The sequence below is a fragment of the Faecalicatena orotica genome (genome assembly GCF_905197545.1).
Taxonomy (GTDB): domain Bacteria; phylum Bacillota; class Clostridia; order Lachnospirales; family Lachnospiraceae; genus Faecalicatena_A; species Faecalicatena_A orotica.
This window is the reverse complement of record NZ_CAJJZH010000007.1, coordinates 275,880-296,522: the sequence shown is the minus strand read 5'-3', so window position 1 is coordinate 296,522 and position 20,643 is coordinate 275,880. Positions and strand designations below refer to the sequence as shown.

The 20,643-nt window shown below is 44.3% G+C and carries 17 protein-coding genes; 3 read left to right on the top strand and 14 right to left on the bottom strand.

Annotated elements, in window-relative coordinates; all coding sequences use genetic code 11:
- Positions 1 to 13: 13 nt before the first annotated feature.
- The 3 genes from ABIN22_RS16280 to ABIN22_RS16270 all read right to left on the bottom strand — a co-directional run bounded on the left by ABIN22_RS16280 (position 14) and on the right by ABIN22_RS16270 (position 3,265).
- The gene (locus tag ABIN22_RS16280) at positions 14 to 889 is read right to left on the bottom strand and encodes a carbohydrate ABC transporter permease (RefSeq protein WP_346909957.1); all 876 of its coding nucleotides are present in this window, start codon (positions 887 to 889) and stop codon (positions 14 to 16) included.
- Positions 889 to 1,806, bottom strand: coding sequence for a carbohydrate ABC transporter permease (locus tag ABIN22_RS16275; RefSeq protein WP_346909955.1), 918 nt, complete (start codon positions 1,804 to 1,806; stop codon positions 889 to 891). Before ABIN22_RS16275 ends, ABIN22_RS16280 begins: the two co-directional genes overlap by 1 nt.
- A gap of 91 nt (positions 1,807 to 1,897) precedes the next feature.
- Complete coding sequence (locus ABIN22_RS16270) at positions 1,898 to 3,265, bottom strand: ABC transporter substrate-binding protein (RefSeq protein WP_346909953.1); 1,368 nt, start codon at positions 3,263 to 3,265, stop codon at positions 1,898 to 1,900.
- Positions 3,266 to 3,368: 103 nt separating this feature from the next.
- Between ABIN22_RS16270 and ABIN22_RS16265 the strand changes: the two genes are divergently transcribed.
- Together ABIN22_RS16265 and ABIN22_RS16260 are read left to right on the top strand one after the other, a co-directional pair.
- The gene (locus ABIN22_RS16265; protein WP_346909951.1) at positions 3,369 to 5,114 is read left to right on the top strand and encodes a sensor histidine kinase; all 1,746 of its coding nucleotides are present in this window, start codon (positions 3,369 to 3,371) and stop codon (positions 5,112 to 5,114) included.
- 12 nt (positions 5,115 to 5,126) lie between these two features.
- Positions 5,127 to 6,683, top strand: coding sequence for a response regulator (locus ABIN22_RS16260; RefSeq protein ID WP_346909949.1), 1,557 nt, complete (start codon positions 5,127 to 5,129; stop codon positions 6,681 to 6,683).
- A gap of 21 nt (positions 6,684 to 6,704) precedes the next feature.
- Here the strand turns inward: ABIN22_RS16260 and ABIN22_RS16255 are convergent, their stop codons facing one another.
- The 7 genes from ABIN22_RS16255 to ABIN22_RS16225 all read right to left on the bottom strand — a co-directional run bounded on the left by ABIN22_RS16255 (position 6,705) and on the right by ABIN22_RS16225 (position 13,638).
- Positions 6,705 to 8,516, bottom strand: coding sequence for a CotH kinase family protein (locus tag ABIN22_RS16255; RefSeq protein WP_346909947.1), 1,812 nt, complete (start codon positions 8,514 to 8,516; stop codon positions 6,705 to 6,707).
- An 11-nt stretch (positions 8,517 to 8,527) separates the two neighbouring features.
- Positions 8,528 to 9,199 (bottom strand): DUF4956 domain-containing protein, encoded by a 672-nt coding sequence (locus tag ABIN22_RS16250; RefSeq protein WP_346909945.1) that lies wholly within the window; start codon positions 9,197 to 9,199, stop codon positions 8,528 to 8,530.
- A 50-nt stretch (positions 9,200 to 9,249) separates the two neighbouring features.
- Positions 9,250 to 9,921, bottom strand: coding sequence for a polyphosphate polymerase domain-containing protein (locus ABIN22_RS16245; protein WP_242996139.1), 672 nt, complete (start codon positions 9,919 to 9,921; stop codon positions 9,250 to 9,252).
- Positions 9,922 to 10,053: 132 nt separating this feature from the next.
- Positions 10,054 to 11,286 (bottom strand): sensor histidine kinase, encoded by a 1,233-nt coding sequence (locus ABIN22_RS16240; protein ID WP_109732294.1) that lies wholly within the window; start codon positions 11,284 to 11,286, stop codon positions 10,054 to 10,056.
- Positions 11,283 to 11,957 (bottom strand): response regulator transcription factor, encoded by a 675-nt coding sequence (locus ABIN22_RS16235; protein ID WP_109732293.1) that lies wholly within the window; start codon positions 11,955 to 11,957, stop codon positions 11,283 to 11,285. Before ABIN22_RS16235 ends, ABIN22_RS16240 begins: the two co-directional genes overlap by 4 nt.
- A gap of 14 nt (positions 11,958 to 11,971) precedes the next feature.
- Positions 11,972 to 12,799, bottom strand: coding sequence for an undecaprenyl-diphosphate phosphatase (locus ABIN22_RS16230; protein WP_109732292.1), 828 nt, complete (start codon positions 12,797 to 12,799; stop codon positions 11,972 to 11,974).
- Positions 12,793 to 13,638: a Cof-type HAD-IIB family hydrolase gene (locus tag ABIN22_RS16225; protein ID WP_109732408.1), complete on the bottom strand. Its 846-nt coding sequence runs from the start codon at positions 13,636 to 13,638 to the stop codon at positions 12,793 to 12,795. Before ABIN22_RS16225 ends, ABIN22_RS16230 begins: the two co-directional genes overlap by 7 nt.
- 196 nt (positions 13,639 to 13,834) lie before the next feature.
- Here ABIN22_RS16225 and ABIN22_RS16220 point away from each other — a divergent pair, with 196 nt between their 5' ends.
- Entirely contained in the window at positions 13,835 to 14,986 is a 1,152-nt protein-coding gene (locus ABIN22_RS16220; protein WP_346909942.1) for a cell wall hydrolase, read from the top strand.
- Between the two features lie 99 nt (positions 14,987 to 15,085).
- Here the strand turns inward: ABIN22_RS16220 and ABIN22_RS16215 are convergent, their stop codons facing one another.
- The 4 genes from ABIN22_RS16215 to ABIN22_RS16200 all read right to left on the bottom strand — a co-directional run bounded on the left by ABIN22_RS16215 (position 15,086) and on the right by ABIN22_RS16200 (position 20,585).
- Entirely contained in the window at positions 15,086 to 15,841 is a 756-nt protein-coding gene (locus ABIN22_RS16215; RefSeq protein WP_118620243.1) for an aminoglycoside phosphotransferase family protein, read from the bottom strand.
- Positions 15,842 to 16,125: 284 nt separating this feature from the next.
- Entirely contained in the window at positions 16,126 to 18,744 is a 2,619-nt protein-coding gene (gene adhE, locus ABIN22_RS16210) for a bifunctional acetaldehyde-CoA/alcohol dehydrogenase (RefSeq protein ID WP_109732289.1), read from the bottom strand.
- Between the two features lie 237 nt (positions 18,745 to 18,981).
- A complete protein-coding gene (locus ABIN22_RS16205; protein ID WP_109732282.1) occupies positions 18,982 to 19,518 on the bottom strand; it encodes a bL17 family ribosomal protein in 537 nt (178 codons plus the stop codon).
- Between the two features lie 107 nt (positions 19,519 to 19,625).
- Complete coding sequence (locus tag ABIN22_RS16200; protein ID WP_109732281.1) at positions 19,626 to 20,585, bottom strand: DNA-directed RNA polymerase subunit alpha; 960 nt, start codon at positions 20,583 to 20,585, stop codon at positions 19,626 to 19,628.
- Positions 20,586 to 20,643: the final 58 nt, after the last annotated feature.

The following is a 20,643-nucleotide window of genomic DNA, read 5'->3' as shown; positions in this document are numbered from 1 at the left end:
GTCTTCCGCCCGGTTAACCTTTCACGGCTCCGGCTGCAATTCCGTTAATAAACTGCTTCTGCAGTAAAGTAAACACCAGGATCAGCGGCAGTGCACAAAGCACACACGCTGCAAACAAGACATTCCACTGTGCCGGATTTTCCTTATCCCCAAGGAACTGTATCATTGCTACCGGCAGCGAATACTGGTTCTTTTTTGAAATAAACACCATCGGGTAAAAATAATCATTCCAGATCCAGAGTCCCTGCGTAATCACAACTGATACTGTAGCCGGCTTAAGAAGCGGAAACATGACCTGTGAAAACCTCTGCCAAAGGCCCGCCCCGTCCAGATACGCAGACTCCTCAATCTCCATCGGCACACTCTTCATGAATCCGGTAAATAAAAAGACCGAGAACGGGAGCGAACAGGTGATAAACATGAGCATCGGAGTAAATCTTGTGTTCGGTATATTAAGTCTGGAGATCATCTGGGCTATCGGAACGATTACCATCTGAGACGGAATAACCAGACCTGAGATAAAGAAGAAATAGAGGAACTTGGCCGGTTTTGCCTTAATTCTCCCGATTGGGTATGCCGCCATCGTACCGATCAGAACAATAACCAGCACGGAACCCGCAGTCGTCAACACACTGTTTAACAATGTGCCGGGATAATTCATGTTCGTCCACGCCTTGACATAACTTGCCGTTGATAATTCCCGAAACAGCTTTAGGGGGGTATCCATATTTCCCGGAGACCTCAGTGAACTGGAAAATACAATGACCAGCGGCGCAATTACAATCACACAAAAGAGGACGATTGCAATATAAACAAGAATAATCTGCGGTGTTAATTTTTCGTACGATTCTTTTTCTTTATATACATCTTTTTTTCTGCCGAATGCCATTATAATTCCACCTCCCTCTTATTTAAAAAGTAAAGCATGAATACCGTAATCAAAATGATAACAAGGAACGACACAACCGAGAACGCACTCGCACGTCCCATCTTCTGATCTGTGAATGCAATTTCATAGATCTGGAACATCAACGTTTTTGTAGATTTCCCCGGGCCGCCATTTGTCATAATAAATGCATAATCAAATGCCTTCAGACCTGCAATGACGTTCAGAATCACGTTGATTGTAATCGTCGAAGAGATCAAAGGAAGCTTTACCTTCCGTATCAGCTGCCATTCCGTACATCCATCAATCCGTCCGGCTTCGAGAAGGCTTTCATCCACAGTCTGCAGGCCTGCCAGATAAATAATCATTGTAGTTCCGAATGCTTTCCATACTTCAACAATCGCAATGGCATATAACGCCGTCTTAAAATTCCCCAGCGGATTGAATGCATCGCCGTTCATACCGATCAGATTAAGCAGGCTTGCGATCATGCCTGACTTTGGCATATAAACATAAGACCAGATAAATCCTACCACAATTGCACTGAACAGTGCCGGGAAGTAGGCACAGGTTCTGAATAATCCCTTTGCCCTGATCTTCATATTCAGAAGCATCGCAACTGCCAGCCCGATCAGATTCCCCAGAAGAACAATCATGACCGCATAGATTAACGTAATACGGATTGAGTTGGTGAGGGTCCCATTTTCAAAAATCCGGATAAAATTCTTCAGGCCCACAAAATCATAGTTATAATTAATCCCGTTAAAATTCGTTACACTGTAATAAAACAGCTGGAAGATTGGCAGAATCCAAAATACAAAAAACATTGCTACTGCCGGTATAATAAAGGTGTACATCCGGTTTGGGAAAACCAAAGACAGATTCCCGCCCCTCTTCTTTTTTTTCGTCTGACCGCTCATTTACCTTTCCTCTCTTTCAAAAGAGAAGGATACCCCGTACATTGATTCGGGCAAATATACGGAATATCCTCTCATCATTTCACCTGAAGGATTATTCATCCAGCAGATCTTCAAACTTATCCTGCATGCCTTCAGTTATATCCTCAATCGTAGTTCCCTGTCCGCCTATCATTTCACTGAACAGTTCCTCCATTGTTGTCTCTGTACCTGCCGGCCAGGACTGATTGCACCAGTGAAATGCCTTTCCTTCATTTAAAAGGTCAACGAATGGCCTAAACATCTCGTAATTCGGAGCTGTTTCAGCACCATTTCCATAAGTCATAATATATTTTCCGGTAGAAATATACGCATCCCAGATTTCAGATTCGCCGTCAAACCAGTAATCTAAAAGCTCCTTGCATTCGTCAATATATTCGGATTTAGAATAAATCCCCATCCCCGCTGACAGGCAGGTTGCTGTATACACATCACCCTTATCGCCCGGGAGAGGGAAATAACCTCTGGCGAAACTTCCTGCCGCACCATCTGCAAGCAGTGCCGTGGCATTGAAAGAACCATCAAATGTCATTGCCGCATTCCCGTCAATGAATTCCTGTATCGCCTGTGAGGCACTCAGTCCCAGTGACTGTGAAGAATCAATATATCCCTTTTCATATAATGTATTGTACATTTCCAATACATGGTCCCATGTTCCCTCATCTGTAAATGAGGTATCGTCTGTCCTCAATTCTTCGTCATATGCCGCGTTATCCGGGTAAATCTCATTTGCAGCCAGCTGATATAAGCCAAACTGCAGAACATACTGGTCTTTGTCCCCCATAACGATCGGCTGGTGTCCCGCCTTTTTCAGCTTTTCACATGCATCCAGAAAATCATCCCATGATTTTGGTTCCTCTTTGATACCGCATTCTTCAAACATGTCTTTGTTATAATATGTACCAAGTATAGAAACACCTTTCGGAAGTCCGTATACATTTCCGTTATAAGTCATTCCTGATACGTCTTCCATATTGTCCAGACTCTTCAAATCATCAAGAGGAGCTAGATATCCGGAATCTGCCAGAGAATAACATGCATTTGATCCCGCATACATGGGCTGTACCAGAATCATGTCCGGGCATTCGCCGGAAGCAAGCTTTGTCTTCAGTGCGGTATAGTAATTGTCATCGGGCAGCTTAGTAACCTCCAGTGTTACATTGGGCCACTTTTCTTTCACAAGCTTTGGCAAAACCTCCGTATCAAAATCATTTTCCACTTCAGTTCCGGACATCATCAGTGTCAGTGTAATGTCCCCTGCATTTTCGATTGCCTGAGAATCATATTCTGTGACTTCCACAGGTTCAGACTTCTTCTGCGCATCCTCTGTCTTATCATCGGAAGAACCGCCCCCGCAGCCTGCTGCACATAAGGTAACCATTGCCGCAGCACATATCAGCGCTGCAATCTTTTTTAATTTCATAATGTTTCTCCTCCTTTACTTGTTAAATTCATTCTATCACAAGGATGGTGTACTTTTGTTAGGTGTTATGGTATACTTTTTTTGTATTAAAACGGAGGTGCCTATGAAGTTAAGAACCAAGGTTTTCTGCATATTTATAACCGTAGCCATCATTCCGCTGCTTCTGATCACATCAGTTGCATACAGCCGTTACACACAGACAACCAATCAGCGGATGGACGAAATATCGGCAAATATTTTTCATAACGCGACGGCTGAACTTAATGATACCATAGAGGCAATCAAACAGACAGCGGGGCTTTTTACCTTTTATTCCGATGGTGATTTTTCCATTATAGAAAACTTAAAGAAATTCTCAGACCCTGAGAAACAACACAGCTCATTTGAAGTATTAAAAGCCAATAATAATACAAAATTCGTCTGCCAGAATGTCCTGTATTCCTATGATTATATTTATGGCTTATATGTATTCACACCGTCAGACGTTGTCTTAAGCTACAGGGGCACACAGAATGGGGATCTCGTAGTCGGATATCATCCTGACGGTACCGAATGGTATCAGCAGGTACTTGACCAAAACGGGGCTTTATATGTCAGCCCCGTTAAAGATCATGAGATGTTCACCGGCAAAAAGGAAAGTGTGTTTTTCGCAGAGAGCCTCTATGATGTATACTCCCATGAATTTCTCGGAGTACTGGTCATTGACTGTAACCCCGAGATTTTTGATATCAGCAATATCAATACTATGCCAGAAATCATACAATTTACTTTGCAGGATACAACAAACAGGAGCATTCTTTATTCCGGCCATAATGATCTTACAGCAGATGAATCAGGCCGGAACTATAAGACATACTCTGAGACACTGGATCTGGATAATCTTTTGCTGACTGCAAAAGTCGATTATGATGCAATGTTCAAAGAATTTAATTTTACCGGGATTCTCCTGATTGTATCCGCACTCGTATGCGGCATAGGAATTATATTAACTGCGAGAGTGCTGTCACGCAATTTGACCCAGCCAATCGAGCATTTAAGCAGGAAAATGGCAAAACAGGACGGCCGTCACCTTTCTGCATCCTCACAGTACCTGAACCGTACAGACGAAATTGGCACCTTATACAACGAGTATAACAGCATGATTGAAGAACTGAATTCTTCTATTAAACGGGATTATCAGGATAAACTGATCGCACTGGATGCCCAGATGAAGTCTCTTGAGGCCAGAATCAACTCACATTTTTTATTTAATACTCTTGAATCTATCAACAGCATAGCAGAAATCGAAGAAAATGAACGGATCGCAATGATGTCACTTGCTCTCGGTAATATGTTCCGCTACAGCATTAAGACTCCCAGTGAACTTGTATCCGTCGAAGATGAGTTGAGAAACGTACAGGATTATGTCTGTATCCAGCAGATCCGGTTCGATCATAAATTTTCCGTAAACGTGGATATTCCTCCTGAAATGTACTCACAGAAGGTGCTGAAGCTGATTCTCCAGCCACTTGTGGAGAATGGCCTGTATCATGGACTAAATTACTGTACCGCAGGTGATACAATTACAATACATGGACATATAGAGAATCATTATATCTATCTCAATGTGGACGATAATGGAAAAGGCATGCCGCCAGAGACCTTAACGGAACTCAATGAACGCCTGCTTAAAGAGGCTACTTTCACAGAACTCGGACACCGCACAAAACACAGTATCGGGCTGAAAAACATCCAGACACGTATCGAGCTTTACTATGGCCGGGGTTATGGGCTGACTGTGACAAGCACAGAAAATGCAGGGACACAGATACAGATCAAGTTACCTGTGTTAGAAACAACATCAGGATAAGGGGGGACACACATGTATACCTTCATCATTATTGACGATGAAAAAATCATCCGTGAGGGAACGCTGAAGAAACTCTCAGATCTGAACGACAGGATTACATGCATCGGACAAGCCGATAACGGGGCCGAAGGGATGAAACTTGTTGAAGAGTATAATCCGGATATCATCATACTGGATATGCAGATGCCTGTCATGGGCGGTACCGAACTACTGCCTTATCTCTCAGAGAAATATCCGAATAAACCCTTGATCGTTATCAGCGGATACCGCGATTTTGACTATGTAAAACATGCCATTTCAGCAAATGCGATTGACTATATCCTAAAGCCGTTCAGCCGGGATACTGTTCAAAAAGCCATGTTAGACGCAATAGCCCGTATTGATAATGATGCTTCCTATCAGACGCTGCTCTCAAACGAGGAACAGGCTGAAGCCAATTACTACGAATATGATATACAAATGCTGGAAAATCTGATTCTTGGATATCATACTGCTTCTGCTGCAATTAGCTCCAGAAAGCTGGGTTTCATCAATGAGACACATAACCTTCTCCTCCTGACACTACATTTCGAAAAACCACTTGAGGATGTCAGCATAGAAGAATTTATTGTTGAACATAATTTTGAGAATCTGGCAATATATCTCAAAAACCCGAATAACAGCCAGCTCGGTTTTATCATCATCTTTGTACCAGAGGAAGGAACACTCACAGACAAACAGCTTGCACTCCAGATCACAGAGGCTCTTCTTGCATGGCTTAACGGACATGATTCCCGTGCAACAGCAGGGATCAGCCGTACACATAATTCACTGACTGAACTCCACGACGCTTTCCTTGAAACCTCTGATGCACTGAACAGCCAGAGTCTCAGTCAGAAAGAGCTGAAGTATTATTTTAACATAAACAGGAAAGAACAGATTTTTATTTCCTGGGATAAACAGGAAGAATTCCTCTTCCGTGTAGAAGCAGGAATGACAGAGGAAGTTCACATATTGATTGATGAACTGTTTTTCTTTTATCAAACAGTCCCCCGATGTACACTTGCGGATGTGAAGTATCATCTTTACCAGTTGGGAAGCCAGTGCCGCCTGATCATGAATTCCTACCTGAATCAGAACGGTTCTTCTGCCGACTCCAGCAGCATGCAGAATGTAATGAGCTATATCTTCTCTCTGGAAGAATTAAAAAATTATTATATGCAGTTTTTCACCAATATTACTGCACTGCTGAAACCGCAGAGCGTGTACGCAATCGACGACGTCATAGAAAAAATCAAGATCTACATCAGCCGTAACTACCAGAAAAACCTGACCCAGGATTTTATCTCCTGTCTGTTTTACCTGAACCGCAGCTACTTAAGCCAGCTTTTCAAGAACAAAACAAATCAGAAATTTGTAGATTACCTGAACCAGGTCCGGATTGACAAAGCCAAAGAACTACTCTCAGGTTCTGACCGGAAAATGTATCAGGTTGCCAAAGCAGTCGGCTATGACAATGTAAAATATTTCTTCCGTGTCTTTAAAAAATACGAAGGCATAACACCGGAGCAGTACAGGGAGGCCCACTAACGGACCTCCCTGTACAATATCTTATCTGTCTTTATTTTTAGAGCCTCCCATCCCCATCATATTTCCCATAGACCCCATCGCAGAGACCTCGATGTCTCCTGCATCTATCAACGCGCTGTCATCTTCCCCCTGCCCGTCAGACGTCGACGGGATCGTGCCGTCCAGCTGTCCGTTTATGCTTTCGGCCCGCAGCAGGCAGAATTCCTTCAACGTCGATACGCCTTCCTCAAACTCTTCATACGTGCAGAACTTCGTTGGATCATTTTCCACGTACGGAGCAATCATCTCAGAGACGGAATCAATCATTTCCTCAAAGTAACCACTGTCAAAATATTCTGAGATAAATTCTGCAAAGTACTCATGATACATTTCCGTGTATGCTTCCTCATTGAAAATCCATGCAAGCATGGGTCTTGATTCTACCGTGCCGCCCGATACAGGGGTGTCAATCGGATAGTTGACAAGACTTCCGGCATCTGATCCAGACATGAAACCGCCGAAGGCCAGATTATAGTCCCACGGTATCATAGACATAACACCGTCCTCCTCGTAGAGGTAATAATTGTGAATCATAGAACCGGTATAGCTGTCAAAATTACAGACAAAATTATGCACCACGAAGTACCGGATCACTTCGTCCACATCCACAACGCTTTCTATATCCCCGCCTTCATTAAGTGTCTTAAGGGACTCTATCAGACGTTCCTTGTCAGCATCTGACACATTTGTTTTCGCGTTATCAAATATATTGTTGTAGCTGTCCTGATCATCATCAGAATAAATCAGGGAGACGTCATCGCTGCCCATCCCCATGCCGCCCCCGTTGGCAGGCATGGCGCCATCTTCCGGCATATTTCCTCTATCAGGCATCATTCCATCTTCCGGCATGTCTCCCATATCAGGCATCATCCCATCTTCCGGCATGTCCCCCATATCGGGCATCGCGCCATCTTCCGGCATTTCAGGCAGTGTTCCGTCTTCTGGTGCAGCGCCCTTTTCGGGCATTGTTCCCGCATCAGGCATATCACCCATTTCAGGCATTGTTCCATCTTCCGGCTGCCCGCGGCCTCCCGGCTTCATCCCGCCGCCGGGCATGGCTTTTCCGGACGTGTCTTTGCCGCTGTCTTCCTCCGTATCTGCCTCCCCGTCCTGTCCGGACCGTTCTTCGAAGTCCTCCATGTCGAATCCGCCGCCGTTACCGCGTCCGCCGCCCATGCTTATGCTGTCAGGTTTGTAGAGTTCTCCGTAGTCACTGCCATAATTCCACGTAAGAAAGCTTTCTTCCACGCCCTCGACCGCCAGATACAGGCCCCAGTCTTCGCCGTTTACTGTAATATTCGCATAACTGCAAAGAGGCGCATCCACACCGAAATAGCCCATCATCTGATATGAGAGGTAATCCTTCATATAGGTATTGTCCTGAATAATATTGTTAAGGCTGATTTTATCAAGACCATAGTAGTTCTTTGCGTCATCGTAGTGGTCAAACTCTATCTTAAAACTGTACCTGTCGTTTCCATATGCAGCCACCGAGCTGAGAGACGTATTCCCCTTTGCACGGATTCCTACATTTTTATACGCCTCGTTGTCAATCACTACAGCGCATATCGTATATTCCTCATTCGTACATGTCTCCAGGAATCCGTCCCAGTCATCCATTACTATATCAATTGTATGGACCGACGAAGTATCGAACAGTTTCCCTTCATACCCAAAAGCAGACGAGACAGTCTCGACTCCGAGAGCTTCTGCATTACAGAATACGGCAGTCAGAATGAAGACAACCAAAAGGACGGCACAGCAGATCTTATCAATATGTCTGTGTGTAGACATGGCACCGCCTCCTATCCCATATATTCTCCGTTATAGCTGACAAGCACGGCACTGTTCACACCGTCCATTTCAGAAAGTATATTAATGAAATCCGTATTTTCCTCCTTCATGCGGATCTCCATGTTCAGCTCAATCGCCCCTTTCTGCGCAGTCTTGCTCTTAACCACACACCGCTGTACCTGTTTATCCAGAAAATCCTTTGCCTTTATCTCACTGTCATGACTCTCACAGCTGATTACAACGATGTATGGATTCACATAGGATTTCTTATTCACAAACACAAGCAGGATTACTCCGATTACGACGCTCCCGATTACAGCAAGCGGAATCATCCCTGCTGCCAGAACAATCCCCACGGCAATTGACCAGAACAAAAATGCAATGTCAAGTGGTTCCTTTATCGCGGTCCTGAAACGTACGATAGACAGAGCACCAACCATACCAAGTGACAGCACGACATTTGATGTTACCGCCAGAATAACGACAGTCGTTATCATTGTGAGTGCAATGAGGGTTACCCCGAAACTGGAAGAATACATTACTCCCTGAAACGTTTTTTTATAAACAAGAAAAATAAACATCCCGAGCCCGAATGCGAGCACAAGGGCAATCAGCATATCTAAAATACTGATACTGGAAACATTCTCAAGAAAACTAGATTTAAAAATATCATTAAAAGTCATTTTATAATTCTCCTTTAATTTACTGTATTTTTTTCACTCTCCGCACCATACTATCCCCAGACCCTGCCGGCCGCATATTTAGAAAAGGCTGCGGTACGGCGGCCCTGAAGCTGCACGGCATCGCGTATTACCGAGGGCAGGTAAGCATCCCATTTCACCTCCAGGATAATCGGATCTCCCGGCGCCGGGACCGTGATGCAGTCCTGATCCAGAATATCCGTACACCTTAAACCAGTGCGGATATTGTAGTCCAGAGTAACCCGCACATTTCCGGGACCGTATACAAAGGGCTCCCTCATATAATCTACAATTGTTCTGGGCCTGAGCCCCTGCTGCATCATTTTACTATATAGCTCTATTACAAGCTCCCGTTTACTGTCCGCCATCCATTCATACTGCCCGCCGGCAATCGCCTGCGCTTCCCATACAGACAATTCTGCAATTTCTTTCCGGCAAAGACCATTGTATTTACTCTTCTTCTCCAGATGAATCAGAGAAACATCATGATTATATAAACGTATCCGGAACTTCTCACGCATGTTTACCCCGTCTATTTTTTCCCTGAGGACCTTATCCGCAGGATTGTCAAAATACAGACTCCGGATCTCATACTTTCCATTGGCCGCATTCTCATCTATCTTTGCGACAGCCCGCAGGCGCTGCCTGAGGGTAATCAGGTCAGAGAAATTAATCTCGTGCTTCCACTCATGCCTGTAATTCATGTAAACACTCCTTTCATAATTATTTAACACACACTTTACATGGGGAACCTTAGATGAACCTTAGACTGTATTTGTATTTTAGACGCAAAAAAATGCTATGCATCTAGTATCTCTTTTTGCATAGCATTTCTCCTATAAGTCAATTTGAAAACTAATCCCGCCGCCCTCATATTTTGCGGAAATCTTTCCTTTATGCACCTCGACGATCGCCTCGGCAACTGAAAGCCCAATACCGTAGCCCCCGCTTTTCTGGGTCCTTGCGCTGTCGCCCCTGTAGAATCTGTCAAACAGCTTTTCCGGTGTCCCTTCCGGCAGGCTGTCACAGGTATTATTTACGTGCAGCCTGACTTTACGGTCATCCTTTCTCAGGATTACGCCGATCTCGCCATCTTTGTTCGTATATTTTACTGCATTATCCAGCAAGATTGATATCAGCTGCATGATGTTCTCGCGATTCGCATGGATCATCACATCAGGCTGGATGTCCTCATGAATGGAAATCCCCTTTAATGCCGCGGATTCATAGAACGGGTGCAGCGTGTCCTCCAGAAGCCTGCTGACGGAAAAATCCTCTTTCATAAGCTTAGGCCCTGCCTCGTCCATCTTTGAAAGTGTCAGCAGATTCTGCATCAGGCCATTTAAGCGGATCGTCTGATTACGGATGTTACGGCTCCACTTGCTTTCCCCGCCGTGCAGTTCCATTGCATCTGTATTCGCCATGATGATGGCCAGCGGTGTCTTGATCTCATGTCCTGCATTCGTAACAAACTGCTTCTGCTTCTCCATATTTCTTGCTATCGGAAGAATCGCCTTCTTAGAAAGCAGAATCACGAGCAGGAGCATGCAGCCCCAGCACAGAATTCCTATAAATATGGAAAGAAAGAGCACCATCATCGTAGAATGGCGCTGGAGGGTCGTATCCAGAAATATAATAACCTGTCCCCTATTGTCACGTGCAGGGGCTGATTTGTACTTAAATGAATGTATGCTGCCTGTATCACCGGTACGCTGTACCGCTTCCTTTGCATACTCCACAGCCTGAGCCTCTGTCACAGACGAAATCCGGCTTATATCAACCTGTACGGTTTCCCCCTCTGCATTCAGGCGCACAAGGAAATATCTCGCCGACAAGGCTGTATCTTCGTTCATAGGCGGCTCCAGAAACCCCTTCTTTTCTTTTCCCTGAGGTGCCATATCCGGCGGAGCCATCCCCTCGTTCTGGGAAAGCATATCAAGCATCACACCCTCCTGCCGTCCTGATATAAGGGAATAACCTATATTAATCGCCCCTAACAGGACAAGCAGCAGTATGGTTATAGCCAGCATGGCTGTCGTGACAAATCTTTTCTGAAGCGTCTTTATCATTCGTTTACCTCCAGAGTATAACCAATATTGCGTTTTGCCTTGATTTCCACATTTGCATTTAGGGCCGACAGCCTTTTGCGGAGATAGGAAATATAGACCCACACGGTCCCCAGCTCTGCATCTGTATTGTATCCCCACACTTTGACAAGAAGGTCCTCTGAAGAAAGATAGATTCCCTGATTCAGCATCAGGAGCTCCATCAGCTGATATTCCAGTTTCGGTAGTACGAAAGCCTGACCATTCCCGCTCAGTTCATAGCTGTGCAGATTCAACTCAATATTGCCGCATTTTAAAATGTCCGGGGTAAATTCCTCACGCCTTCTCAGCATTGCCCGGATTCTCGCCAGAAGTTCCCCCATAACAAATGGCTTCGGAAGGTAATCGTCAGCCCCGAGGTCCAGCCCCTGTATCCGGTCTTCCACCTCGGCTTTCGCTGTCAAAAGCAGGACCGGTGTCCTTAAGCCTTCCTTTCTAAGTTCCGTCAGCACCTCAAGCCCGCTCTTCTTTGGCATCATAATATCGAGTATAATCCCGTCATAATGCTCTTCCCGCGCATAGGCAAGCGCTTCTTCCCCGTCAAAAACAGCGTCCACTACATATTTATGAAACGTCAGAATATCCACAACTGCCTCTGACATCTCCGGTTCATCCTCAGCAAACAGTAATTTCATAGTCGTCCCGCCTTTTAAGCAAATGCTGCTGTAAGTCCGAAGTAGAGCAGGACAATCGCACCAAGTACAATCCGGTAATAACCAAATGCCTTAAAGTCATGGTTCTTGATATACTGCATCAGGAACTTAATCGCAAATATAGATACTGCAAAAGATATCACACATCCCAGCAGAAGCAGGAATATTTCCATCCCTGTAAAACTAAATCCAAATTTAAATATTTTTAAAAAGCTGGCCCCAAACATGACCGGAATCGCAAGGAAGAATGTGAATTCCGCCGCAACTCCCCTGGCAGCCCCGACCAGCAGTCCGCCGATGATCGTCGCACCGGAGCGTGATGTTCCGGGGATCAGTGCCAGTACCTGAAAGCATCCGATAATAAGGACCATCGGAATCGTCAGGTCCGACAGGCGTCTGACTGCCGGTTTCTTATGCTCGTGCTGCTTCTCTACCACGATAAAAGCTATGCCATAGAGAATCAGTGTAATTGCCACTACAACGTAATTCATCAAATGTGCATCAATGAAATCATCGAACAAAAGACCAATCACAGCAGCCGGTACGGACGCAATCAATACCTTCACCCACAACTGCAGTGTCAGCATCTTCTGCTTCTGTGTCTTTGTACTGGAAAACGGATTTAACTTATGGAAATAAATCACAACAACCGCCAGAATCGCCCCAAGCTGGATCACCACGTTAAACATGGATATGAAGCCTTCGCTCATCTTCAGCTTTACAAACTCTTCCACCAGAATCAGGTGCCCCGTGCTGCTGATCGGCAGCCATTCTGTTATTCCTTCTACAATCCCCAGAAAAATTACTTTTAATGCTTCTAACATAGTTCTCCTCCTCTAAGAGCAAATTTTTCTATCGCCTTTGCCGCCCCCTGCTCATCGTTCGATACCGTTATGTAATCAGCAGCTTCTTTCACTTTTTCTATGGCATTCCCCATAGCAACCCCCAAACCGGCCTCTTTCAGCATATCGGCATCATTGTCTCCGTCTCCGCATGCCATAATCTCTTCCCGCTCTATTCCCAGCATTCTTCCAAGTTCTACGAGCGCTGTACCCTTATTGACCCCAGACGCATTAATTTCAATATTATAGCCCAGAGAACCGACCAAGGCGAGACCATCCTGCTGCTCCAGTTCAGCCCATGCCGCCTGTCTTTCGTCCATATCAGCAAACAGCCCCTGTATCTTATCCATGTCCCTGTTCTGTTCGTTCACCAGCCCCATAATATCGGGCACCGCCTTTCTTGTCGTCAGCAGATATTCCCACATATACGGGTTGTGATGATAACGTCCGATATGCTTCATCTTATCTGCATCAGCGTACCCCTGTCCGTCAAAGTATACCTCTTGTAATGTATCATATTTTGCCAGAGTTTCCAATGCTTTCTTCGCTTTTTCCAGAGGAAGAAGCTTTTCAATCAGGACTTTATTTTCCTGCATATCAACTACCCTTGCCCCGTTCGATGTAAGTGCATACCGGATGCCCGGATAAAGCCTGAGTTCTTCCGGTATTCCCATGAACGGCCTGCCTGTCGCCATCAATACGATAATCCCCTTTTCTATCGCCTCATGCAGTATCTGTTTTGTGTAAGGCAGAAGTTCCTTCTTTTCCGTTAACAATGTCCCGTCTAAGTCCAGCCCGATCATCTTTATATTATATTTCATCTGATTCCCATTCCTCATACTTTTCTTATATTTTTATAATTTACTAATCTCCCGATTTATGAAATAAGTATAACTTATTTTATCAAAATTTGCGTATTAAAGCAATTTATAGTATAATACAAACGCAAAACAATTTTTACCCTGTACAGGCTTGCCTGCAGGAAGTAAAAAACAATTAAGAAAGGATTTGGAAATTATGAAATTGCGCTCAAAACGCGGAGGACGGGCCATACTGGCATTTGTTTGTTCTCTCGTATTAGTACTTTCCGTTTTCCCCGTATATGCAGAGGACCAGGAAAGTCTGAAAAGCAAAACTTCTGATTTGCAGGATCAGCTTAGCGGCATCAACAAGGATCTTCTGGCCATAAGTGACGAGATCTCCACTGCCGAAATGCAGGTCGAAATAACTAATGGTGAAATCCTAAGAACGAAAGATTCCTTAGATGAAGCCAAGGCTAACGAAGCTAAACAATACGATGACATGAAGACCCGTATTAAGTATATGTACGAAACCGGCAACGCAACACTTTTAGAAATGCTGTTTTCAGCAGAAAGCATGACAGATTTCTTAAACAAGGCGGATTTTATCCAGAATATCAGCGACTATGACCGGGACATGCTGACCGAGCTTCAGAAGACACGTCAGGAAATTGCAGATAAGAAAGAAACGCTGGAAGCACAGCAGACTTCCCTCGTGGCGATCCAGAAAGATCTGGAGAAACAGGAGGAGCAGCTTAAGCAGAAGGCAAAGGAAACCTCAACCGATCTGGAAACATACAAAGCACAGCTCGAAAAGCTTAAGGCAGAAGAGGCAGCAAAAGCCGCGGCTGCTGCCGAAGCTGCAGCAAAAGCGAAAGCTGCCGAGGAGGCAAATGCAAAAGCCAACGCCAGTACTTCCGGTAATAATAATTCCGACAACGGCAGCTCAGGCGGCGGCAATTCCGGAGGCGGCGGGTATGATGACAGTGTTGTAAATGGCGGATCCACGAATGTCGGCGGAAGTGATCTGGATGTATTCGCAGCTATACTGGACTGTGAAGCGATGCATGATTACAACTCCATGCTTGCTGTCGCAACGGTGATTATGAACCGTGTTTACAGTCCTATATTCCCGAATAGTATTACAGACGTTGTCTATGCTTCCGGGCAGTTCGAACCGGTTTGGTCCGGAAGGCTCGATGCTGTACTGTCGAGCGGCGCCAGTGATCTGGCATATACCGTGGCACAGGATGCGATAAATGGTGCAAGGCTTGCCGCAGTACAGGACTGTTACTATTTCCTCTATGCAGGGGCAACGGACAGGCCCGGCGTTAATATTGGCAATAACCTGTTCTTCCAGGGCTGGTAGGCACGAAATCCGGCTTAAAAAGAAGCACTGTACTATGGCGCATATTACTATGCATGCCATAATACAGTGCTTCTTTTATTTTTAATTTATCTTCATTCCTTACTGATAATCAAAAACGTCAATCCACTTCATAAGGAAATCTTTTTCCAGTTCATTATCCTTTGTCAGCTGTGCGGCTGCGACGATCGGGAGCCACTGCTGTACGTACTGCATTGCAGTATCGCTCTTTCTGCAGAATATCTTCATATACATATCTGCCGCTTCCTGATCCTTCAGGGCGAACAGGAGATATGTCATAGCAGCATCAGCGCTTGCATTTCCCTGTGTGGCATGTGCCCAGTCAACTACTGTCATCTTGCCGTTCTTTGCAACGATAACATTACTCGGGTTAAAATCTCCGTGGCACACTTTATTATGCTTCGGCATGCTTTCCAGTCTCGTGAGAAGTTCGTAACGTGTCGTTGCGTCCACTTCTTTCAGGCTGTTGATCTGGCTTGACAGCTTATCTTTCAGTTTATTCAGGCGCGGAGATGTCTTGCTGTGTACCGTAATCTGGAGGTCTACGAAGTCTTCCATATATTTCTCCAGATTGCCCCTGTCGCCTTCCATCATCTCTTCCAGTGTCTTTCCTGCCTTGTATTCAATTGCAATCGCCCATTTGCCGTCAATCTGGGTGACTTCCTTAACCTTCGGTATATCCAGACCGGTATCTTCCACTCTTGCTGTATTCAATGCCTCATTAAATACATCTGACTTCGGATGTGTCGTTTCAAATACTTTGACTACGCTGTCATCACATTTGTATACTTTCTTATAAGGACGTTCTACGATTAAATTTTTTTCTTCCAGCTTCATAAGTTATTCCTCCTGATTTTGCTGCCGTTTTTTAAGTTGTTTTTATTATACATCAACTTTTTTAACAATGTAAGCCCCATATGTAAATTTTGTGCAATTTTTAACTAAGTTTTTTATAGTTTATATATTGTTATTTTTTTAACCAATAAATTACCCATGCAGAAGGCGGGAGGTTTTCTCTATCACGCACAAATGCAGGAGCGCGGCACCTAAATGCCGCGCTCCTGCCCGTGAGAAAAAATTTATCCTTATTGGACTACCAGGGTCAATAAGTTTTGAAAGGCTTATTTGCCGTAGTAGCATTTTAAGTAGAGCTCTTTGATTTCCTTCATTAATGGATATCTCGGGTTAGCTCCTGTACACTGGTCATTGAATGCCTGCTCTACCATGTCATCCAGTGTATCGAGGAAGTACTTCTCATCGATACCGTAGTCTTTGATTGTCTTCTTGATACCGATCTTCTCTTTCAGGTCTTCCAGTTTAGCGATGAAGTTATCAAATACTTCCTGGTCATCCTTTCCTGTGCATCCTGCAAAACGTCCTAATTCAGCATATCTAGCAAGTGCATGTGGATACTGGTACTGTGAGAATGTACCCATCTTGGTTGGTACTTCTGCTGAGTTATATTTCATAACCTCTGTCAGGATAACTGCATTTGCAACACCGTGTGGCAGGTGGTGGAAAGCACCCAGTTTATGAGCCATAGAGTGGTTCAGTCCGAGGAATGCGTTTGCGAATGCCATACCTGCCATACAGGAAGCATTTGCCATCATTTCACGTGCCTTCGGATCATTAGCCCCGTTCTCATATGCTGACGGCAGGTAATCAAATACGCTCTTTACAGCCTTCATAGCCAGACCATCTGTGAAGTCTGTTGCCATGATAGAAACGTATGCCTCGATTGCATGTGTCATAACATCGATACCGGACGCGCTTGTCAGTCCCTTCGGCTGGGTCATCATATTATCAACATCAACGATTGCCATATTCGGAAGCAGTTCGTAGTCTGCCAGCGGCCATTTAACGCCTGTCTCAGCGTCCGTTATGATTGCGAACGGTGTTACTTCGGAACCTGTTCCTGAAGAAGTAGGGATTGCTACAAAGTAAGCTTTCTCTCCCATCTTAGGGAATGTAAATACTCTCTTTCTGATGTCCATGAAGTCCATAGCCATATCTTCGAAGTTTGCTTCCGGATGCTCATACATTACCCACATAATCTTTGCTGCATCCATTGCAGAACCACCGCCGAGTGCGATAATTGTGTCAGGCTCGAAGGACCGCATCAGGTCAGCACCCTTGCGTGCACACTGCAGTGTCGGGTCCGGAGCTACTTCGTAGAAGCATGTATGCTGAATTCCCATCTCGTCCAGTTTCGCTTCAATTGGTGCTACATAGCCGTTCTTATACAGGAATGAGTCTGTTACGATAAATGCTTTCTTTTTATTCATAACTGTTCCAAGCTCATCCAGTGCCACTGGCATACAGCCTTTCTTGAAGTAAACTTTTTCAGGTACTCTGAACCAAAGCATATTTTCTCTCCTCTCAGCTACTGTCTTCACATTCAGTAAGTGTTTTACTCCTACGTTTTCAGATACGGAGTTTCCGCCCCATGAACCACATCCCAGTGTAAGAGACGGAGCCATCTTGAAGTTGTACAGGTCTCCGATACCGCCGTGAGAAGAAGGTGTATTAATAAGTACACGGCAAGTTTTCATTGCTGCCGCATGTTTTGCTATTTTTTCTGTCTGTGCAGGATGTACGTAAAGTGATGCTGTATGTCCATATCCGCCGTCTGCTACCAGCTGGGCTGCCTTTTCAAGTGCCTCATCAAAAGTTTTTGCTTTATACATACCAAGTACAGGAGATAATTTTTCGTGTGCAAATTCTTCTGATATATCAACTGATTCCACTTCACCGATCAGGATCTTTGTATCTTCCGGAACATCTACACCGGCCAGCTTAGCGATCTCATATGCTGACTTTCCTGGAATCTTGTTATTCAGGGCACCGTTGATAATGATTGTCTTACGAACCTTATCCAGTTCTGCGCCTTTCTTCAGGAAGTAGCATCCGCGGTAAGCGAATTCTTTCTTTACTTCGTCATAAATGCTGTCCAGTACAGTAACTGACTGCTCGGAAGCACAGATCATACCATTATCAAATGTCTTAGAGTGGATGATAGAGTTTACTGCCATCTTCACATCTGCTGTATCATCAATAATTACAGGTGTATTTCCAGGTCCAACACCGAGTGCCGGTTTTCCTGAAGAATATGCAGCCTTAACCATTCCCGGTCCGCCTGTTGCGAGGATAATATCAGAATCCTTCATAACAGTGTTTGTCAGTTCCAGTGACGGAACATCGATCCATCCGATGATTCCTTCCGGTGCACCTGCTTTTACAGCTGCGTCCAGAACAACCTTAGCTGCTGCGATTGTACAAGCCTTAGCTGCCGGATGTGGGCTTATGATAATAGCATTTCTTGTTTTCAGACAAATCAGGGTCTTAAAGATTGCCGTAGAAGTCGGGTTTGTCGTCGGGATAACTGCTGCTACCAGACCGATCGGCTCTGCAATTTTTTTAATACCAAATGCAGGATCTTCTTCGATAACACCGCATGTCTTGGTATTCTTATAAGCATTGTAGATATATTCTGCTGCATAGTGGTTCTTGATAACCTTATCTTCTACAATACCTCTCTGAGTTTCCTCTACTGCCATCTTAGCAAGCGGAATTCTCATCTTATTAGCTGCAAGGGCTGCTTCATAAAAAATCTTATCTACCTGCTCCTGTGTGAAAGTAGCAAATACTTTCTGCGCCTCGCGCATTGCTTTCATTTTTGCTTCCAGTGTTTCCACGCTGTCAACTACCTCAGGTACTACGACCTTATCCTTCTTTGCCATTTCAATTTTTCCTCCCGTAATTGAATTGTTTTTCTTAATTACAGGTATCAGTATATCCTATCGTTAAAATATTGTCAATATGCCTTTTGTCAAACTTTTAACGTTATATTTTTAACATTTATTGTGTATATTGCACAAAACAAATAAAATTCAAAACTGATGTTCGAATAAAAAAAAGAACAGAAATATGAATCTCTTCATATCTCTGCTCTCTATATTTTCTAATTGCTGGTAGAATTAAACTAATTCGATCAGAACTTCCATAGCTGCATCGCCTTTACGCTGGCCAATCTTTACGATTCTTGTATATCCACCGTTGCGGTCTGCATACTTCGGAGCGATCTCTGAGAATAATTTCTCTACAAGGTCAACTTCCTTCGTATTTTTCTTTCTTCCTGCAGCTGCTGTAGGAACTTCTTTTACAGGGTAAAGAACTTTCAGCATTTCTCTTCTTGCATGAAGTCTGCTTGCCATGTCCTTTTTGATCTTCTTGTCTACTTCGTCATATACAGTAACTTTCTTTCCATCAACGACTTCTTTCACTCTCTTGCCGTCTTTGTCCTTGCGGGCAACTTTAGCTTTTACTGTAACTTCTTCGAAGTTGTCTTTTTCTTTTACAGCCATAGCAATTAATCCTTCTGCCACTTTGCGGATCTCTTTTGCTTTCGCTTCTGTTGTAACAATCTTACCGTTGTTCAGTAATGCTGTTACCTGATTTCTAATTAAGGCTTTTCTCTGGCTTGATGTTCTGCCGAGTTTTCTATACTTTGCCATTGTTCTTATCCTCCATTTTTAAACATTTGGTTATGCGTCTTCGGTCTTATTAATCAAATGCTCCCGCCATGCCCTTCGGTCTTACTGACAGGATAATTCAAATAATATTACTCATCACCCTGGTTCAGCTCAAGGTCTAATTCCTTCAGCTTAGCCAGCACTTCTTCCAGTGACTTACGTCCAAGGTTACGCACCTTCATCATATCCTCAGGTGTCTTGTTGGTAAGCTCCTCTACGGTATTAATGCCGGCTCTCTTCAGACAGTTGTATGAACGTACTGAAAGCTCTAATTCATCAATGCTCATTTCCAGTACTTTTTCCTTCTCGTCATCTTCTTTTTCAATCATGACTTCAGCAGCCTGAGCCACCTCTGACAAGTCAATGAACAACTTCAGATGCTCGCTTAAGACTTTAGCCGCAAGGCTGACAGCCTCGTCAGGAAGCAATGTTCCCTTTGTCCATACATCTAATGTAAGTTTGTCATAGTCAGTAATCTGGCCGACACGTGTGTTCTGAACTGTCAGATTCACACGCTCTACCGGTGTATAGATGGAATCAATCGGAATAACACCAATCGGTAAGTCTTCGCTCTTGTTTTTGTCTGCGCTTACGTATCCTCTGCCTTTTGTAATGGTAAGTTCCATGTACAGCTTGCTGTCCTTGCCACCGCTTAATGTAGCGATAACCTGTTCAGGATTCATAATCTCGATATCGGAATCCGCCTGGATGTCAGCACCTGTTACAACGCCTTCACCTTCAAATTCGATATATGCAGTCTTTACTTCGTCTGATTCTGATGTGTTCTTGATTGCCAGTGATTTCAGGTTCATGATAATCTCGGTCACATCTTCTTTTACACCCGGTATGGAGCTGAATTCGTGCAGAACTCCGTCGATCTTTACAGAACTGATAGCTGCTCCCGGAAGAGAAGAAAGCATGATTCTTCTCAGGGAGTTGCCGAGGGTCGTTCCATATCCTCTCTCAAGAGGTTCCACAACAAATCTTCCATATTTTTTATCTTCTGAAATTTCTGTAATTTCAATATTAGGTTTATTAAAATCAAACACTACACAGACCCTCCTTATGGGTTAAAATATGTTGAGGGGGTACGATGTCTCCGTCACA

Bases quoted from the DNA above. Each gene is read 5' to 3' on its own strand.
- ABIN22_RS16280 (WP_346909957.1), bottom strand. From the start codon at position 889: ATGGCATTCGGCAGAAAAAAAGATGTATATAAAGAAAAAGAATCGTAC.
- ABIN22_RS16225 (WP_109732408.1), bottom strand. From the start codon at position 13,638: ATGAAATATAATATAAAGATGATCGGGCTGGACTTAGACGGGACATTG.
- ABIN22_RS16255 (WP_346909947.1), bottom strand. From the start codon at position 8,516: ATGTCTACACACAGACATATTGATAAGATCTGCTGTGCCGTCCTTTTG.
- ABIN22_RS16270 (WP_346909953.1), bottom strand. From the start codon at position 3,265: ATGAAATTAAAAAAGATTGCAGCGCTGATATGTGCTGCGGCAATGGTT.
- ABIN22_RS16250 (WP_346909945.1), bottom strand. From the start codon at position 9,199: ATGACTTTTAATGATATTTTTAAATCTAGTTTTCTTGAGAATGTTTCC.
- ABIN22_RS16215 (WP_118620243.1), bottom strand. From the start codon at position 15,841: ATGAAGCTGGAAGAAAAAAATTTAATCGTAGAACGTCCTTATAAGAAA.
- ABIN22_RS16260 (WP_346909949.1), top strand. From the start codon at position 5,127: ATGTATACCTTCATCATTATTGACGATGAAAAAATCATCCGTGAGGGA.
- ABIN22_RS16240 (WP_109732294.1), bottom strand. From the start codon at position 11,286: ATGATAAAGACGCTTCAGAAAAGATTTGTCACGACAGCCATGCTGGCT.
- ABIN22_RS16205 (WP_109732282.1), bottom strand. From the start codon at position 19,518: ATGGCAAAGTATAGAAAACTCGGCAGAACATCAAGCCAGAGAAAAGCC.
- ABIN22_RS16245 (WP_242996139.1), bottom strand. From the start codon at position 9,921: ATGAATTACAGGCATGAGTGGAAGCACGAGATTAATTTCTCTGACCTG.
- ABIN22_RS16275 (WP_346909955.1), bottom strand. From the start codon at position 1,806: ATGAGCGGTCAGACGAAAAAAAAGAAGAGGGGCGGGAATCTGTCTTTG.
- ABIN22_RS16230 (WP_109732292.1), bottom strand. From the start codon at position 12,799: ATGTTAGAAGCATTAAAAGTAATTTTTCTGGGGATTGTAGAAGGAATA.
- adhE (WP_109732289.1), bottom strand. From the start codon at position 18,744: ATGGCAAAGAAGGATAAGGTCGTAGTACCTGAGGTAGTTGACAGCGTG.
- ABIN22_RS16265 (WP_346909951.1), top strand. From the start codon at position 3,369: ATGAAGTTAAGAACCAAGGTTTTCTGCATATTTATAACCGTAGCCATC.
- ABIN22_RS16235 (WP_109732293.1), bottom strand. From the start codon at position 11,957: ATGAAATTACTGTTTGCTGAGGATGAACCGGAGATGTCAGAGGCAGTT.
- ABIN22_RS16220 (WP_346909942.1), top strand. From the start codon at position 13,835: ATGAAATTGCGCTCAAAACGCGGAGGACGGGCCATACTGGCATTTGTT.